The organism is Ekhidna sp. (assembly GCF_965227465.1).
GTDB lineage: Bacteria > Bacteroidota > Bacteroidia > Cytophagales > Cyclobacteriaceae > Ekhidna.
This window is the reverse complement of the sequence record NZ_OZ245746.1, coordinates 781,627-797,653: the sequence shown is the minus strand read 5'-3', so window position 1 is coordinate 797,653 and position 16,027 is coordinate 781,627. Positions and strand designations below refer to the sequence as shown.

Genomic DNA, 16,027 nt, shown 5'->3' with positions numbered 1-16,027 from the left:
GATTACGCTGCTTCTTTATATTGATTTCCGATTGTACTTCCAAAGCGGTCAATTTCCCCGCGACTCACACTCAGGATAATACCTAGTGCCAGCCCTGCGAAAAGCTGAGAGGTACCTCCCATACTGATAAAGGGAAGTGTTAAACCTGTCACGGGTCCCAGGCCTACAGATACACCCATATTTACAAATGCCTGGATTACCAGCGCAAAACTGAGTCCTGCGGAGAGCAATCCCCCATATGCCCGATCATTACCTTCAGCGGCCTTCATCCCTCGATAGAGTAAAGCCAAATACAAAAACAGGATTAACACCCCTCCGATCAGTCCATACTCTTCCAGAATAATCGCATAGATAAAATCCGAATATGGATGAGGTAGAAAATTTCGTTGATCACTTTGTCCGGGTCCTTTTCCAATTACTCCACCTGAAGCAATAGCGATGTATGCTTGTTGTGCCTGATATGGCGTTTCATCACTAAAAAAATTCTCTACCCTGGAAACGGCAGTTCCTCCTCTTTGACCTATCATGAAAGCTACTGAGCCAAATGAAGCGCAAATCACCACGAGCATTGCTAAATATTTCATTGGCACTCTTCCAATAAACAGCACCAGCATGCACGTAAGAAATAAAAGTATTGCAGATGAAAAATTGGCTAGTGCGATTAATCCGCAAATCAATCCAATCCAAAAAAGCATGGGCACAATCGCCTTTTGGAAGTCATCAATCGACTTTTGACGTTTTGATAACATGCTCGCCAATGTGACCAGAAGGGCCAAACTCGCTAAATCCGATGTTTGAAATGATTGATTAATCAGTGGAATGGTAAGTGTACGGGTAGCTCCATTCAGATTGTTTCCGAACATCCATGTAAAAAGCAACAATGGCACACATAGCCAAAGAACCAATCTAGATACTTTGGAATAGTACCTGAAATCAATACGATGTACCACCCAAATGGTCACTAAACTAGCCACCATTAAAATGGCATGTTTAAATAGATAATACTCCGTGTTGCCATCCATCATTTTGTACGCCAGACTTCCAGTAGCGCTATACACCACCAGAATACTGAAAAGAGAAAGTATAAGCACGATGAACCAAATCACCGGGTCCCCTTTCAGGTTTCGATATGCCCAATTTTTTATCTTGTTCATGCCTCGTTTACTTTTAATGTTTTACTCAGCTTATTTACTGCGCTTTTGAACTTATCTCCCCGATCTTCATAATTATTAAAAAGATCGAAGCTGGCACAAGCTGGCGATAACAATACCACATCACCCTCTTCAGCCCATTGATTTGCCTGATCTACTGCTTTTTTCGCACTGTTTACCTCAGCTATCCGGTCGATTTTTGATCCGAAATAACTGGTGAGTGCTGCATTTTCCTTACCCATGCAGATAAGTGCTTTGACTTTTTTCGTTACGAGTTTTTCGATCTGGGAATAATCGTTCCCTTTATCCACTCCACCTGCGATCCAGATAATGTTTCCTTTTACTCCATCCAGCGCATAGTAAACCGAATCTACATTGGTAGCTTTTGAATCATTGATGTAGGCCACCCCGTCAATTTGTTGTATAAACTCAAGTCTGTGAGGAGCATTTTTAAAGGTTTTTAGTCCTTTCAGCACCTTCTCTATCGGAGCTTCCATGCACAATGCACTTAGCACAGCGGCCATGCTATTAACCATATTGTGCTTGCCAATGAGGGAAACTTCAGAAGTAGGAATTTGAACGTTTTCCTCTTTTCCTTTAAACTGGAAATTAAAAATCAAATGTTCCTCTTTGAGATAGGCATGAAGCTTATTGTTATTGGAGGCCGACATAGCAAACATGCTGGCTTCTATTTTTCGTCGGCTAATCTCTTCTGTGATCGGCTTTGAGTCTGCACTGTAGATGAATGCCTGCTCATTGGTCAGGTTTTCGATGATCCTGAATTTTGAGCTTACATAATTAGTAAAATTATGCTCATATCGGTCTAAATGATCAGGTGTGATGTTGAGCAACACGGCAACATCCGGCTTAAAATTCCTAATGCCATCAAGCTGGAAACTGCTTACTTCAACCACATAGTAGTGGTATCCACCTTCAGCCACAAGCCCAGCCAAACTAGTACCGACATTGCCACCTAAAGCCACTTTATACCCTGCGGTTTTAAGCAAGTGATGGATCAACATAGCCGTAGTGGTCTTTCCATTTGTGCCGGTAATCGCGATAACTTTTGCTTTATCAATAAATCGATAACCAAACTCTATTTCAGATATGACAGGTATATGCTTAGCAACCAACTTTTTCACTAAAGGAGCGGAATCCGGAATGCCCGGGCTTTTCACCACAAGCACCGCATTTAAAATCAATTCTTCCGAATGACCTCCCTCTTCAAAATCTATTTTTTGACTTTTGAGCGCACGCCTACGTTCTGAAGCCAGATTCCCACCGTCAGACAGGAATACTTCATAGCCCTTTTGCTGAGCAAGTATAGCAGCACCAACGCCGCTCTCACCTCCGCCTAATATGACTATGCGTTCGTTCATTATTCTTCTTCTTTAACTTTTTTATCCAGGATGTAATCGAAGCATTTAGAATACACAGACATGAGGTCGTAACCATCCTTTAGGAAATCGTTGATAAGACTGATCTGTTGTTTCTTATTCGCCAATTCCAGCTGATCCAGAATGAAAAGCACCTCATCTGTTTCATCTTCCAGTTTTCCCATGATCTGATTGAATGCCATTTCAGAAGGTGCCTTGAGCAACTTCAAGAATTGGTCATCAATTTTTCGAGCGCTTCGAATCAACATCGAAGTAGCCTGCACCAGTGTGCCGGAAGGAATAAGTTCTGAGAGCTGCACTGCGCTCTTCTGAAACTTCTCATTTAATTCATGTATTTGCGTTACTGTCATTATCTGATTTTTAGTGTTGCTAAAGTGAAAATGGCTAAGAGTATACCTACGGTCCAGAAGCGCGCCACAATTTTCGCTTCATGAATCCCTTTCTTTTGATAGTGATGGTGGAGAGGAGACATCAAAAAGATGCGTCTGCCTTCACCGTATTTCTTTTTGGTGTATTTGAAATATGACACCTGAATGATTACCGATAAGTTCTCAATCACAAGGATTCCACACAGTATCGGAATTAGTAATTCTTTTCTTATTACAAAAGCCAGAACAGCTATAATGCCACCCAGTGATAAACTGCCTGTATCGCCCATGAATACCTGTGCAGGGTATGAATTATACCACAGGAAGCCAATGCATGCCCCCACAAATGCGGTACAGAAGATCACCAACTCTCCGGAGTTTGGAATGAACATGATGTTGAGATAATCAGCGAAAATGGCGTTACCAGATAGATAGGCTAGCACCGCAAGAGTTAACCCAATGATTGCGCAGGTACCTGCAGCCAGACCATCCAACCCATCGGTGATATTGGCACCATTGGAAACTGCCGTAACAATGAAAATAACGACAATTACATAAAGCACCCATGCATAATCCGTAAGGAAGCCCGGTAGCAGCCAATCGTATTGAAATTCATTATTTGCTACAAAAGGAATGGTGGTTAGTAGCGAATTTTCATCCTTAAATGCTTCGCCGGAAAAGTCTCTAACCACAATGTCTTCATGAAAAACCATCACCAACCCTACAAGCAAGCCAAGTCCAACCTGTCCGATAATCTTAAATGTCCCTCTTAAACCTTCTTTATTCTTCTTTTTGACTTTCAGGTAATCGTCCAGGAAACCAATTGCTCCCATCCATAATGCCGAAATGATCAAGAGTATTATGTAGATATTGGTTAAATCTGCAAATAGCAAAGTAGGGATGACAATCGCGGAGATAATAATGATCCCTCCCATTGTTGGCGTACCTTTTTTCTCCATTTGACCATCTAGGCCAAGATCACGAATAGATTCCCCCAACTGATACTTCCTGAGCATATTGATAAGCTGCTTGCCAAAAGTGATTGTGATCAGCAATGAAAGTAATGCAGCCATTCCAGCCCGAAATGAGATGTACTGAAACAACCCTGCCCCTGGGAAGTCTATTTGATTCAGATATTCAAATAAGTAGTTCAGCATTACTTACTAGTTCGTTTTGTATTCAACATCCCCCTGCATTCGCGCATCCCTACCCACACCCCTTTGTAAGGGGGATTATTTCTTGAGATATTTTCTAAAGCCTTTTTCATTTAATTCAATTGCTCTTTCAATATTTCTCTATCATCGAAGTGATTCCTCACTCCATTAATCTCCTGATAGGTTTCATGGCCCTTTCCAGCTACTAGAATGATGTCCTGATCATCCACCAGATTGCAGGCCGTTCGAATAGCCTCCTTCCGATCTTCGATCACCATGACATTGCGCTCTTTCGACTTTGGGATTCCCTCCCGCATATCTGCTAAAATTTGTTTTGGATCTTCCGTTCGTGGGTTATCCGAAGTAAGAATGATCTTATCACTTAATTGTGCAGCTATCTCAGCCATCTTTGGTCGCTTCGTCTTATCCCGATCTCCTCCACAACCGACCACCGTCACCAACATTTCATTTTTTGTTCGCAGACTATCAATTGTCTTTAATACATTTTCCAAAGCATCCGGCGTATGCGCGTAATCCACAATAGCCAGCACATTCGCTGTATTCTCTACTTTCTCAAACCTTCCGCTGGCACCTGAGGTAGTTGAAAGCCCGCTGAGTACCTCCTCTTTTTCTTCTTCAAGCAGAATGGCCACTGCATACGCTGTAAGTAGGTTGTAAGCATTAAACTCCCCAATCAATTTGAACCAAACGTCTACTCCATCGAAGTTTAGTTCCAGCCCCTGAAGTGTATTGTGAATGATGCGGACCTTATAATCAGCCATTGAGCGAATACCCATTCGATTTTTATCCGCTCTGGTATTTTGCAGCATGACCATGCCTCTTTTGTCATCCACATTTACCAATGCAAATGACTCAGAAGAAAGTCCATCAAATAAGAGTTTCTTAGCTGCGATGTACTCATCAAATGTCTTATGGTAATCGAGGTGATCATGAGAGATGTTGGTAAAAACACCACCGGTAAAATGGATACCAGCAACTCGATGCTGTACCAGGGCATGGGAGCTCACCTCCATAAAAGCATGCGTACAACCACCTTTAACCATTTCTGCTAAAAGCGCATTTAGTTGTACTGCATCCGGAGTAGTAAAGCTGGTATTTAAGACCTTATGGTTAATCTTATTTTCTACGGTTGAAAGCAAGCCCACCGAGTAGCCCAGGTTTTGAAAAAGCTCAAAAAGCAAGGTTGCACAAGTGGTTTTGCCATTTGTGCCCGTGATGCCTACAAGCTTAATATTTTCAGAAGGTCGTCCATAGAAATTCGAAGCAATGATGCCCAGTGCCTCTGCTGAATTATCTGTCTGAACAATGGTTATCCCTTTTGGTAAATCTTTAGGTGCCTTTTCACATACAATTACTTTGGCTCCCTTGTCAATGGTAGCGGATATGAAATCATGACCATCTACCGTCAGTCCTTTTACAGCCACGAAAAGGAACCCTTGCTCCACTTTGCGAGAATCAAACGTAATCCCATGAACTTCCTCTTCTCTGTTTCCAGTGATCGATTGCAGCGAAACGCCAAACAATATGTCTTTTAGCGTCTGCATTAGCTCATCTGTAGTTTGATGGTTGAACCTTTGGTCACCTTCCCACCGGGGGTCATTGACTGAGTAGCTACACGACCTCTCCCGTTTACTTTTACTTCAAGTCCTAAATTTTCCAGAACATAAATTGCATCTCGCAGCGTCATGCCTCGCACGTCCGGCACAACCTCATATTTTACCTTATTTTCTTCCCAGTAAACTGCGTCATTAATGACGGCTGTTTTCACCCATTCTGCTTCTGTATTCGCATGATTAGAAATGCCTAGTTCATTGCAGATCATGGTTAGCTCGTCTCTTTTTCCTGCTTTTATGTAAGGAAAAACACCAGTTACATACGTTCTTTCCTGCGTCCCAATTTCATGCATATCAAGCTCCAGGGAATAGATTTTATCAGCTATTTCTTTAAAGACCGGCGCAGACACATCGCTACCGTATATCTGATACCCCTTCGGATTATCAATGACTACAATACAGCTGTAGCGTGGGGCTTCAGCAGGAAAGTAGCCTGCAAACGAGGTGTAATACTCCTTAACATATCGGCCGTTTTTCACCTTTTTGGCTGTCCCCGTCTTACCGGCGATTTTGTAATGGCTGTAATTGATGTTATTGGCAGTTCCTCGCTCAACTACACCTTCCATCATGAGTTTCACCTTTCTCAAGGTTTCTTTAGAGGCAATTCGATTGTTAATGATTTCCGTGTCAAATTCTTCCACCATTCGATCAGCTTTCATCACTCCTTTTACTATCATAGGCTTGACCATTTTACCGTCATTGGCAACCGCATTGTATAAGGTTAGCATTTGAAGTGGAGTCATTTTCAACTCATAGCCGTGAGACATCCAAGGTAGACTCACGCCCGACCAGGTACTGTCAGAAGGGTCCTTGATGTATGGCTTACCTTCACCAACCATTTGAAAATCAAGCGGTTGATGCAGGTTCATTCGTTTGAGATAATTGATAAATTTCCCAGGCTCATTCCCGAAATAGTGCGAGATCAATTTGGCGACACCAATGTTTGAGGACTTTTCGAATACTTCCTGAACGGTAAGTTTACCAAACCCTCCAGGCTTGTGATCTCTCATGGTTTTATCAAAAAACTCCAGACTGCCATCACCCGTATCAATGGAGTCAGACAACTTAATGTCCACCTCTTCCAGCAATGCAATCATGCTGGCGAGCTTGAATGTAGAACCCGGCTCCCGAGAGCCCTGACTACCTACTGCATAGTTGTATCTCTCATAGTAATCACCATCGGAATTTCTGCTGAGATTGGATATCGCTTTGATCTCGCCTGTATTAACTTCCATGACGATGGCTACCCCGTAATCCGCTTTGTGTTTTTGCAATTCCTTTAACAAAGCAGACTCTGTTACATCCTGGAGGTCTACATTGATGGTTGTTTGAATATCAAACCCATCTACCGGACGTCTTTCTGTGCCATCATAGATAGGTTTCCAGCCTCCGCCGGCCATTTTTTGATACAATCCTTTTCCATTGATGCCTGCCAACTGTTTATTGAAGCTGTATTCCAATCCAACTATACCTCGATCATCCGAATTGACGCTACCAATGGTACGAATGCCTAAATGAGAAAAGGGTAGAAATCGTTTTTCCACCTTTTCGAATATCACCCCTCCTTTTAGTCGACCCTCCCGAAAGAGCGGCCAGTTTTCCATGTGTTTCTTATCCTGGTAGCCTACTTCCTGCCGGTTAATCGTGAGGTAGCGGCGACCATTGTTACGAGCGTCATCAATTTTGCGCTTATACTGAGTAGGAGTTAAATCTCCGTAATAGCGTGACAGCAAGTAACAGAGTGAATCAATGTTGTTTTTGTACAATCCATTTGAGGGTAAGTATGGATCAATAGAAAGTCTGTAGAATGGTAGAGAGGTAGCTAAAAGGCTACCATCGTCTGCATAGATGTTACCACGAGTAGCTTTTACGTTCATTGCCTGAATCCCCAGGGTTTCTCCAAGGCTTCTCCACTCCTCCCCTTCCACGTACTGGATTTTGACAATGCGAAACACCACTGCACCTGCAACCAAAAAAGTCAGGATAAAAGCGATACGTACGCGTAATACTATGTCTCGTTTGATGCTCATAAACAGTCCATAGTTGATAGTCGATAGTCTTGTAGTCTATGAAAGCTGTTGACTATAGACTGTTGACTATGTAGTGAATCAAATTCCTCTTTTAAAAATGAATATGTAGCTGATTTATTCATTCCGTTTCAACACTTCGAATTAATACCGGTGATTCCTTGCTCTCTTTAAGTCCGAGCTCTGCCGCTCGTTTAGCAACTTCTGATTGCTTGCTTTCATACATAAAGTCCGCTTTCAGTGTTGTGTAATCTGCTCTCAGGTCTTCAACCTCCGATTCCAGGTGGTTGATATCCCGAACTTTCTTTTCCGCATAATGGCGGTTTCCGATATACAGCAGACATAAGAATGCCAGAAAAAGTATTTGGGGAAGAAAACGCACGTGTATCACCTCGCTCATGGAGCTGTCCATGCGTAGAAAGCGATTGATGAGACGGAATAAGCCTCCTCGCTCTTCTCTTTGGGGTAATTTGTAGGTGTTCTTCATCTTTTTAGATTTTAGGCTTTAGATACTAGGCTTTAGACTGCTTCTTCTAGCGTCTATTGTCTCTTATCTAAAATCTCTTTTCTTGCCAATACGCAGCTTAGCGCTTCTCGCTCTGCTGTTTTCTTTAATTTCTGCCGCTTCGGGAATGATAGGTTTTCGGTTCACCGGGTCTAATACCCTGATTGGATTCCCATAAAAGTCTTTTTCGTCAATCCCTTTAATATTTCCTTTATTGATAAAATTCTTAACCGGCCGGTCTTCCAATGAGTGATAACTCATCACTACGAGCCTGCCTTCTGCCTTTAGCACCTCGCCTGCCTGAATTAAAAATTCCCTGAGTGCTTCCAATTCCTCATTTACCTCTATTCTGATGGCCTGAAAGACCTGAGCGAGGTATTTGAGATCCCGACCTTTAGGAGCATTCTTCATCGCAATTGCTTTCAGTTGCTCATTGGTCTCTACGGGTTGGTTCATTCGGAAATTCACAATCTCTCTTGCAAGGGTTCGCGCATTTCTGATTTCCCCGTATGCACTCAAAATATGTATCAGATCCTTTTCCTCGTACTCATTTACTACTTCTCTGGCGCTTTTAGCAGCGGCCTGATCCATGCGCATATCCAACACACCTTCTGCCCGAATGGTGAATCCACGCGCTGGCTCATCAAACTGATGGGAGCTAACTCCCAAGTCCGCCAGAATGCCATCAACTTCTGTGATGCCGTGTAGTTTGAGGTACTTTTTTAAGTATCTGAAATTTGACTCAATAAATGTAAAAGAACGTTTGCCGGCCTCTTGTGCCAGCTCTTGTGCATTTTTCTCAGCATCTGCATCCTGATCAAAAGCAATGAGGTGTCCGGTTGTCAATCGATCGAGTATTGCTTTACTGTGACCGCCACCTCCAAAGGTCACATCCACGTATACTCCATCTGGTTTTATGTCCAATCCGTCAAGGCATTGCTGCAACATGACCGGGTTGTGGTATTGGCTCATAGCAGTAGTGTTTTACATCCCCCTGCTCTCCCACTTTCCATCACACCCCCCTTTAAAGGGGGAATTGCTTCTTTTATTAGTTCCTGACTATTCATCCAGAAACTTCTGTGCCAACTGTGAGTATTCGCCTGCATCATCAATCATGTGCTTATCAAATACTTCAGGATTCCACATTTCTATATAGTTGCCCGTGCCGATGAGGAGTACCTCCTTTTCTATCTGTGCATGAGCGAGCATTTGCTTGGGGATTAGTATGCGATTAGCACTATCCAGCTCCACCTGTGCGATGCTCCTGAAAAATGTCCTTTTCAACTTTCGTTGTTCCGGATCGAATTCACTAAGTGATGAGATCTTGTGGTGTATCTTTTTATACTCCACCATTGGGTAGAGGATTAGGTTCGGCTCGAATCCCTTCCGAATCACTAGTTCTGCAGTGGAGACCTCCGGAAGGTTGCTCTTGATCTTTGCAGGCAAGACCAACCTTCCTTTAGTATCCAACTTACACTCATACTCGCTTGTAAAAAACGTCATACTGAGCCTTGAAAAATATAAACCACCGAGACAAATGTAATCAACTTTTCCTATTTTCCTCCACTTTCCCCCACTTTCATACACCCAACCTAAAAAAAGTTCAATATTAGACCTAAATCGATTATTTTAAGGCTTAGGGGAATGAATTGAAAGTCAATGAGATATGGTCTTATCTATCAAATAGCAAGATTAACAAGAAAATCTTAAGAAAAAATGAAAAATTGGAGGATTGGTGGGAGATCGTGGGAATGAAGATGTGAAATCGTGAAATACATATTTATTATCTTAGAATTTGTCCGGAATGTCACTCTTTAACTATGGGATTAAATTTTTCATTTATCAAATCACTTCATAAAGCTTCACCGGTAGCTTTTGGGGCTGTTGATATCTTTAATGATGAAATCATTTATTCCAGTGGTCATGCCGAGGAGCTTTTAGGCTATACGAAGGATGAGCTAAAGAAACACAGCAGGAATCAATTTGAATCAATTGTACACCCTGAAGATCTGGATAAATCCCGAGAAGCTATCAACAGTTTGATCAACAGCGATGTGGGAGAAATAGTGGAGTGCACTTTACGTATACGAAAGTCGGACGGCAAGTACCTTAGTTTATTCATTCGTGATATCGTATTTGAACGTGACACCAAAGATGCCCCCCTGAAATTCACAACAATTGTTCAGGATGTATCAGATGTCGTTGAATTAGAAGAGAAGCTAAATGAGAAATTGGAAATCATTCGGAAAATTTCGTATAAGAATTCCCATGAGCTTCGCGCGCCTGTGGCTAATATTATTGGGTTGCTGTCAATCATGAAGGAGGACAATTTCAAAACAGAATTCAATGCAAAAATTTTTCATCATCTTGAAGAAACTGTTACTCGATTAGATAACATCATTCACGATATCAATAATCTATCCAATTGATCCGCTGAAGGAGTTTTCAGAAGCCTGCAAGCAGGAGAAATTTCTTAAACAGTTTATGCTTTAAAAACATCTGGCTTGAATAAAAAAAATTCCATGTCAACTCGAGTTGACATGGAATTACCTAGATTTTACTATTTCTTATCTAATCAAAATTGTGGATTACGACTTTACCAGAAAATCATCAATTGAAATAGTCATAGCAATATCAGCACACACGATAGACTTAATTAACACCAGAAGGTAGCTCAGGTGGATCTTCCCTAGGTGGCTTTGGTGGTTTATTACATTTATTCTGGCAAGAAACGTACTTAGTTTCACACGCATCCATAGCATCCACGAATTCCTGCTGTGCATTCTCCACACAAGTATTATATTCTTGCTCCTCTGCTGGTGTCCTTACGATAACTTGCTCCTGATCGCAAACTTCCTGACCGTAAATAGGTACCTGATCCCATCTTATGAACTCACCTTCAGGACTATATACGGGCACTTGCTCATACCCAATAATAACGGTACAATAAACATTCCTCCAAACTAATGTCCCAATGGATTGGCAATCATTCAAACGCCAGGCTCTGTTTTCTGATGCTGAGCTAAAACAGCCCGATACTTCGCTATCGCATGCCTGGAAGCACCAATCTATATCTATGCCAGACTCTGGTGATTCAAGGACTATATCATTTACCTGTTCATTATCTGAGCAGGAAAAAATGAACAATAACAGTGATGGTAGAAAAAATTTACTTTTCATAATTTTAATTTTTAGGGTTTAAGATTTGATTTTGATAGCTGATCAGTTAAATAGTTAGTTTAAAAATGATGCCCTACTTTGTTATTAGAGTGTTCGGGTCAACTTTTTCTCCTTAGAAATACTGAGTCACTAAAGAATTTATTCAGTAATTATTTACAGTTTTGAGGTTAATAACTTAAACCCACATTTCGTTACCCACCATTTACTAAAAATGATTTCCCAATCAAGTAAACAGCTAATCGAAAGACTAAATGATGAAGAGTATTTAAGTAAATTATATGAGCAGATGCAACCAGGTATCCGGCATTATGTGACCACTAACTCCGGCTCAATAACAGAAGCTGATGATCTGCTTCAGGAGTCCATTATTATCGTGTATAAAAAAGCACTTGATCCTAAATTTGAACTTAGTTCCTCGCTTGAAACATTTATTTATTCTATTGGAAAAAGAATCTGGCTTAACTTATTAAGGAAGAGGAAAAGTGAAAATAAATATTTACAATCTTTGAACTTAGCTGAAAGTGAAAGTGTAGAAGAGATAGTGTTAAACGAGCAGCGAATTGAATTGTATACCTATCATTTCAACAAACTTTCTCAAGGTTGTCGAAAGATTCTTTCACTGTTTTTCGATGGTAACAGTATGAAGGAAATTGCAATTAAACTTGGGCTAGCCAGTGATGGGTACGCCCGAAAGCGTAAGTACGAATGCCAAGGCAAGTTACTCACTGCGATTAAAGAAGATCCATTGTATACTGAGTTGAAACATGAGTAATAAATTAGAAGAGTATTTTGATCGGAACACGGATGACGCTAAAAAGCGACAAATCAGTTCCAACACATCCGTTGATGAAGAAATACTCATCAAACTTGGTGATTCTCTCAGGACAGATAATGAAGTTCAAGCCTTTAAAACAAAGCTTGATGCCGTAATTAAACAAAAAAAACGACGACAGTGGATTTATCTCAAAATAGCCGCCTCTATTGTACTAATCCTTTCCTTAGGTTTCCTGATAATTAATATAAATGATGAGTTAGATCAAAACGATTTGTTTCAGGCCTACTATAAACCTTATGATGGATATTCTGTTCCCCGTGGGGGCAATGACTTATGGTCTGACGGGATTTTACTTTATGAGAATCGAGCTTTTGCTGATGCCATTGAATTATTTAATCAAGCAATAATTGAAAATCCAAATGATTCTAAACTAATGCTCATATTAGGAAGCTGCTATCTAAGCACAAACCAAGTTAAGCAAGCTGAGCAAATTCTCATGAAAATCGAGGACTCAAATGAGCTGATTGTCAGCAATAAAAAATGGTATCTAGCCTTGACTTACCTCAAACAAAATAAAATAGATCGAAGTAAAAAACTACTAGTTGAGCTGGTGGAAACCAGTCCTTCATATGCTAAGAAGGCGGCTATATTACTTGAAGAAGTTATTTATCAATAGGTCGTTTTCGATATCTAATAATGATACCTATACCTGCTAGCACCGCAACCAAAATGATGATAATTACCCAATGATAATTTGGCTTAAAAAGGGAATCGTCCGGTCCTAATACCACGAATGACCCCCAGTAATACGGATGTGTTTTGTTAGGACTAGCATTATTTAAATAATCCTGCTGCGCCTTTCTTAGTGCTTCACTCACGGTAGAACCTTCAGATAGAAACGTATAAAAATCAGACATCAAAACACTCGTCGATTGATCATCTACCTTCCATTGAGTCATCACTAATCGCGGCACACCGGAATATGCAAATCCTTTTGCCAGGCTAATGACACCTTCTCCTTTTACCAGTGTGCCTAATCCGGTCTCGCAGGAACTCAAAACAGCAAGATCAGAGCCCAGCTTCATATTGAATAGCTCAAATGTATGAAGTAACCCATCTTCCAAAGTATCTCCATGATCCACTTGAGAAAAAACAAATCTTGACATTTGAGAATCCGAATCATCAACTAGCGCATGCATAGCTAAATGAACAATTTTATAATTCCCAGCTTTAGCCTTAAATACAGATTCTGAGGCATTGACACCCGTCAAAGAAACTCCACCAGTCAATTCAGCAAGAGCACTCACTTCAATCTGATTCCATTTTAGTGGACTTAACGTAGCACGGATTTCCGAAACTGATTGATTTTCAATTAGTGTATCCTTGTAATATTTGGGTGCAAAACCGATAAAGGTTTCATCATAAGAATCTCTTCTCTTCACTTCCATTTTCACTATAGAATGTGATGAATGAATAGCATGTGACTTAAATAGATATGGAAGCTCTTCAAAACTATTCCAACCAGCACCTGCCTTTGTAACAAGTATATTGAATGGGAGGTAGTTTAACTCTCCATCTAAAACAAGAGTCATCTTATCCACCTCTTCAAGCTCGTTACTAAATGGAGCGAGCAAAAAATTATAGATCAAATTGCTTTTCAAGGCAAAGTTATTGATTACCTCCCGGCTGCTTTCATCTTTGGTAGATTCAACGTAATCACGAAAATCATTGATTAAATCTCTGATTGCACCTGTCGAACCAAGTTCTTTCACAATCAAGTTTTCATTCGAAACAAACAAACCATATGTTACCAAATCTCCAAGAAAGAATTCAAGAGATGCTTCGCCACTACCTATTTTAGACTGGATCGAATTAAGATCGATTGAAATATCATGATATACAGTTTTATATTCTTCCGGGTATTCATTTTTAAGCAATTGGATAATACTATCCAGTGCATTTTTTGATTGAAAGAGTTTCGTTTCAAGTAGTGAGATTCTTGTTGAATCTGGTGTTTTTTCCCTTATCTCAGATGAATATTGTGTATTGTATGATGAGATCTGTTCCCTAAGTTCAGACTCCCTTTTTATGATAGCTTCAGGAATTCCAGACCAGTTGGTCAATTCAATATTGGCGAGTGCTTCTTTTAATATAGATGATTTATTTAACTCACTAAATTTCAAGCAATTAACTAGATAAATTAAGTCTTTAGATCTGTTAAATGCCATAAGATTTACCCTTATGGCTCCTTCTGAAATAAAATGGACAAAGTCCAGGAAGCTTAATTTATCCTTAAAACGCTCTTTATAAGTACTTTGATTCCGAATTGCCTGATATAGTATATCGTAGGTTTTTATGCACAAATCAAGATTTGCTTCAATTCTGACACTATCCTTTAATTGAAGCTCAAGAACTTCTGCTTTTCTAGAAAGCACATATAAGAAGCTTTCTATGTTTAGGACCTCCTTTAGGTCAGGGTAAGAAACGCCCAGATCTTTAACGTATCTTTGATTGTACTTCACGCTCATTCTTGAGGCCTCCAGAGCCTCTACAAAATTTCCTTTCCTAATTTTTAAGTCAAGTAAGGTTTCATATACTAAGAAGATGTGAGTATCATTTGATGAATCTTTTTGTATGATTTCAAAGGTTTTGTTCAGCGTTTCTTCTGCTACGTCAAGTGAACCCCTTTGGATTTGAATAGCAGCAAGATCATTTAAAAGCGCGATCAAATGGTTGTTGTCATCACTAATTGAAAAATTCTCGGCAAGATTAATAGCCTTTTCTATCGATAATATTGATTCTTCCCAATCACCTAGCGCAGAATGGCTTAAAGCGTATTCCCTTAATAGAAATAGTATTGAATTATTTTTTGATGTAATTAATTCCGTCGAATATTCTAGTCCTTTTTGGAAATAATAGATACTTGAATCATACATCCCAACATCAGAAAAGCTGGTACCAATAGCTTCATATATTGATGAATGATCAACATGCCTAGCTCCGTAAATTTCCATGTTAGCTTTTAAAGCTTCTTTCTGAAAATCAATCCCTTTTTCATGTTGCTGAGTATTGGAATAAATCCTCCCCAAATTAGAAAGAACACTTACATAGCTTGCTCCCCTGAGCTCAAGTTGATTAAGTATATCCAGTGCTTCTTCCAGGTAAGATTTCGCGTATCTATAGCGGTTCATATAAATGTATAATGAAGCTAGGTTATTTAGGTCTTCGACAACATACAGGTGATTTTTTCCATAAACTTTGGTGTCTACTTCAAGCGCTTTCTTAGATGTTTCCAATTGCTTTTCAACAGCACCAGTTTGTGAGTGGATATACCCCATATTAGCATAAACTGCACTAAGAATTGACAAGCCATCTTTACCAAGTTTATTGCCTATGCTGATACATTTTTCATAAGAAGCTATGGCACCACCAAAATCTCCTTTCAATATTTTTGTCGTTCCTATTTGCTGATGGATTTCTGCCACATTCTTATCATCAATACCAAACTCATCCTCTGCATACTCCAAAATTTCCTGAGCTCGGCTCAATGCCTCCTCAAGGGCATACATTTTCCAGAGATTAACGACAATACGGACCTCACAGTAAACATACTTATCAGTCAAGCCTTCATTTTTAGCTTTCTCCTTTGCAATCTCATATTTTTCAATGCTCTCATCGTATTTTCCATTGTTCATGAGTTCAAGTCCTTCTTTAGTAAGACTATCAATATGGACTTGGCAATAAATACCATGACTTATAACGAATAATAGAAATATTAATAGAGGTCTTATCATTTGATGAGAAGTGTAGGTAAAAGAGGTAAAAGTAAACTAATT

14 protein-coding genes are annotated in these 16,027 nt (G+C 40.1%); 3 read left to right on the top strand and 11 right to left on the bottom strand.

Annotated features, from left to right (window positions below):
* Positions 1-2 precede the first annotated feature (2 nt).
* The 9 genes from ACO05G_RS03695 to mraZ all read right to left on the bottom strand — a co-directional run bounded on the left by ACO05G_RS03695 (position 3) and on the right by mraZ (position 9,739).
* On the bottom strand, positions 3-1,154 hold the full coding sequence (locus ACO05G_RS03695; protein WP_421764745.1) for an FtsW/RodA/SpoVE family cell cycle protein: 1,152 nt from the start codon (positions 1,152-1,154) through the stop codon (positions 3-5).
* Positions 1,151-2,530: a UDP-N-acetylmuramoyl-L-alanine--D-glutamate ligase gene (murD, locus tag ACO05G_RS03690; RefSeq protein WP_421764744.1), complete on the bottom strand. Its 1,380-nt coding sequence runs from the start codon at positions 2,528-2,530 to the stop codon at positions 1,151-1,153. The genes ACO05G_RS03695 and murD overlap by 4 nt, the downstream gene beginning before the upstream one ends.
* Positions 2,530-2,898: a hypothetical protein gene (locus ACO05G_RS03685; RefSeq protein ID WP_348284925.1), complete on the bottom strand. Its 369-nt coding sequence runs from the start codon at positions 2,896-2,898 to the stop codon at positions 2,530-2,532. Before ACO05G_RS03685 ends, murD begins: the two co-directional genes overlap by 1 nt.
* Positions 2,898-4,073 (bottom strand): phospho-N-acetylmuramoyl-pentapeptide-transferase, encoded by a 1,176-nt coding sequence (gene mraY, locus ACO05G_RS03680; protein WP_348284924.1) that lies wholly within the window; start codon positions 4,071-4,073, stop codon positions 2,898-2,900. Before mraY ends, ACO05G_RS03685 begins: the two co-directional genes overlap by 1 nt.
* Positions 4,074-4,183: 110 nt before the next feature.
* Positions 4,184-5,635, bottom strand: a complete 1,452-nt coding sequence (locus tag ACO05G_RS03675; protein ID WP_421764743.1) for a UDP-N-acetylmuramoyl-L-alanyl-D-glutamate--2,6-diaminopimelate ligase — start codon at positions 5,633-5,635, stop codon at positions 4,184-4,186.
* Positions 5,635-7,734 carry a penicillin-binding protein gene (locus ACO05G_RS03670; protein WP_421764742.1) on the bottom strand — a complete coding sequence of 700 codons (2,100 nt, stop codon included), beginning with the start codon at positions 7,732-7,734 and terminating at the stop codon, positions 5,635-5,637. The genes ACO05G_RS03675 and ACO05G_RS03670 overlap by 1 nt, the downstream gene beginning before the upstream one ends.
* 118 nt (positions 7,735-7,852) lie before the next feature.
* The gene (locus ACO05G_RS03665) at positions 7,853-8,218 is read right to left on the bottom strand and encodes an FtsL-like putative cell division protein (RefSeq protein WP_348284921.1); all 366 of its coding nucleotides are present in this window, start codon (positions 8,216-8,218) and stop codon (positions 7,853-7,855) included.
* Positions 8,219-8,281: 63 nt separating this feature from the next.
* Positions 8,282-9,208: a 16S rRNA (cytosine(1402)-N(4))-methyltransferase RsmH gene (gene rsmH, locus ACO05G_RS03660; RefSeq protein ID WP_421764741.1), complete on the bottom strand. Its 927-nt coding sequence runs from the start codon at positions 9,206-9,208 to the stop codon at positions 8,282-8,284.
* A gap of 87 nt (positions 9,209-9,295) precedes the next feature.
* Positions 9,296-9,739, bottom strand: a complete 444-nt coding sequence (mraZ, locus tag ACO05G_RS03655) for a division/cell wall cluster transcriptional repressor MraZ (RefSeq protein ID WP_421764740.1) — start codon at positions 9,737-9,739, stop codon at positions 9,296-9,298.
* A 317-nt stretch (positions 9,740-10,056) separates the two neighbouring features.
* Here mraZ and ACO05G_RS03650 point away from each other — a divergent pair, with 317 nt between their 5' ends.
* Positions 10,057-10,665 carry a PAS domain-containing protein gene (locus ACO05G_RS03650; protein ID WP_421764739.1) on the top strand — a complete coding sequence of 203 codons (609 nt, stop codon included), beginning with the start codon at positions 10,057-10,059 and terminating at the stop codon, positions 10,663-10,665.
* A gap of 223 nt (positions 10,666-10,888) precedes the next feature.
* Here ACO05G_RS03650 and ACO05G_RS03645 read toward each other — a convergent pair whose 3' ends face one another.
* Positions 10,889-11,416 carry a hypothetical protein gene (locus ACO05G_RS03645; protein ID WP_421764738.1) on the bottom strand — a complete coding sequence of 176 codons (528 nt, stop codon included), beginning with the start codon at positions 11,414-11,416 and terminating at the stop codon, positions 10,889-10,891.
* 211 nt (positions 11,417-11,627) lie between these two features.
* Here ACO05G_RS03645 and ACO05G_RS03640 point away from each other — a divergent pair, with 211 nt between their 5' ends.
* Positions 11,628-12,188 carry an RNA polymerase sigma factor gene (locus ACO05G_RS03640; RefSeq protein ID WP_421764737.1) on the top strand — a complete coding sequence of 187 codons (561 nt, stop codon included), beginning with the start codon at positions 11,628-11,630 and terminating at the stop codon, positions 12,186-12,188.
* The gene (locus ACO05G_RS03635) at positions 12,181-12,867 is read left to right on the top strand and encodes a tetratricopeptide repeat protein (RefSeq protein ID WP_348284708.1); all 687 of its coding nucleotides are present in this window, start codon (positions 12,181-12,183) and stop codon (positions 12,865-12,867) included. The genes ACO05G_RS03640 and ACO05G_RS03635 overlap by 8 nt, the downstream gene beginning before the upstream one ends.
* On the opposite strand, the gene ACO05G_RS03630 is transcribed toward ACO05G_RS03635, so the two are convergent.
* Entirely contained in the window at positions 12,854-15,985 is a 3,132-nt protein-coding gene (locus ACO05G_RS03630) for a CHAT domain-containing protein (protein ID WP_421764736.1), read from the bottom strand. The genes ACO05G_RS03635 and ACO05G_RS03630 overlap by 14 nt on opposite strands.
* Positions 15,986-16,027 lie beyond the last annotated feature (42 nt).

Excerpts from the sequence above, each read along its gene's own strand:
- ACO05G_RS03695 (WP_421764745.1), bottom strand. The coding sequence starts at position 1,154 with ATGAACAAGATAAAAAATTGGGCATATCGAAACCTGAAAGGGGACCCG.
- murD (WP_421764744.1), bottom strand. The coding sequence starts at position 2,530 with ATGAACGAACGCATAGTCATATTAGGCGGAGGTGAGAGCGGCGTTGGT.
- ACO05G_RS03685 (WP_348284925.1), bottom strand. The coding sequence starts at position 2,898 with ATGACAGTAACGCAAATACATGAATTAAATGAGAAGTTTCAGAAGAGC.
- mraY (WP_348284924.1), bottom strand. The coding sequence starts at position 4,073 with ATGCTGAACTACTTATTTGAATATCTGAATCAAATAGACTTCCCAGGG.
- ACO05G_RS03675 (WP_421764743.1), bottom strand. The coding sequence starts at position 5,635 with ATGCAGACGCTAAAAGACATATTGTTTGGCGTTTCGCTGCAATCGATC.
- ACO05G_RS03670 (WP_421764742.1), bottom strand. The coding sequence starts at position 7,734 with ATGAGCATCAAACGAGACATAGTATTACGCGTACGTATCGCTTTTATC.
- ACO05G_RS03665 (WP_348284921.1), bottom strand. The coding sequence starts at position 8,218 with ATGAAGAACACCTACAAATTACCCCAAAGAGAAGAGCGAGGAGGCTTA.
- rsmH (WP_421764741.1), bottom strand. The coding sequence starts at position 9,208 with ATGAGCCAATACCACAACCCGGTCATGTTGCAGCAATGCCTTGACGGA.
- mraZ (WP_421764740.1), bottom strand. The coding sequence starts at position 9,739 with ATGACGTTTTTTACAAGCGAGTATGAGTGTAAGTTGGATACTAAAGGA.
- ACO05G_RS03650 (WP_421764739.1), top strand. The coding sequence starts at position 10,057 with ATGGGATTAAATTTTTCATTTATCAAATCACTTCATAAAGCTTCACCG.
- ACO05G_RS03645 (WP_421764738.1), bottom strand. The coding sequence starts at position 11,416 with ATGAAAAGTAAATTTTTTCTACCATCACTGTTATTGTTCATTTTTTCC.
- ACO05G_RS03640 (WP_421764737.1), top strand. The coding sequence starts at position 11,628 with ATGATTTCCCAATCAAGTAAACAGCTAATCGAAAGACTAAATGATGAA.
- ACO05G_RS03635 (WP_348284708.1), top strand. The coding sequence starts at position 12,181 with ATGAGTAATAAATTAGAAGAGTATTTTGATCGGAACACGGATGACGCT.
- ACO05G_RS03630 (WP_421764736.1), bottom strand. The coding sequence starts at position 15,985 with ATGATAAGACCTCTATTAATATTTCTATTATTCGTTATAAGTCATGGT.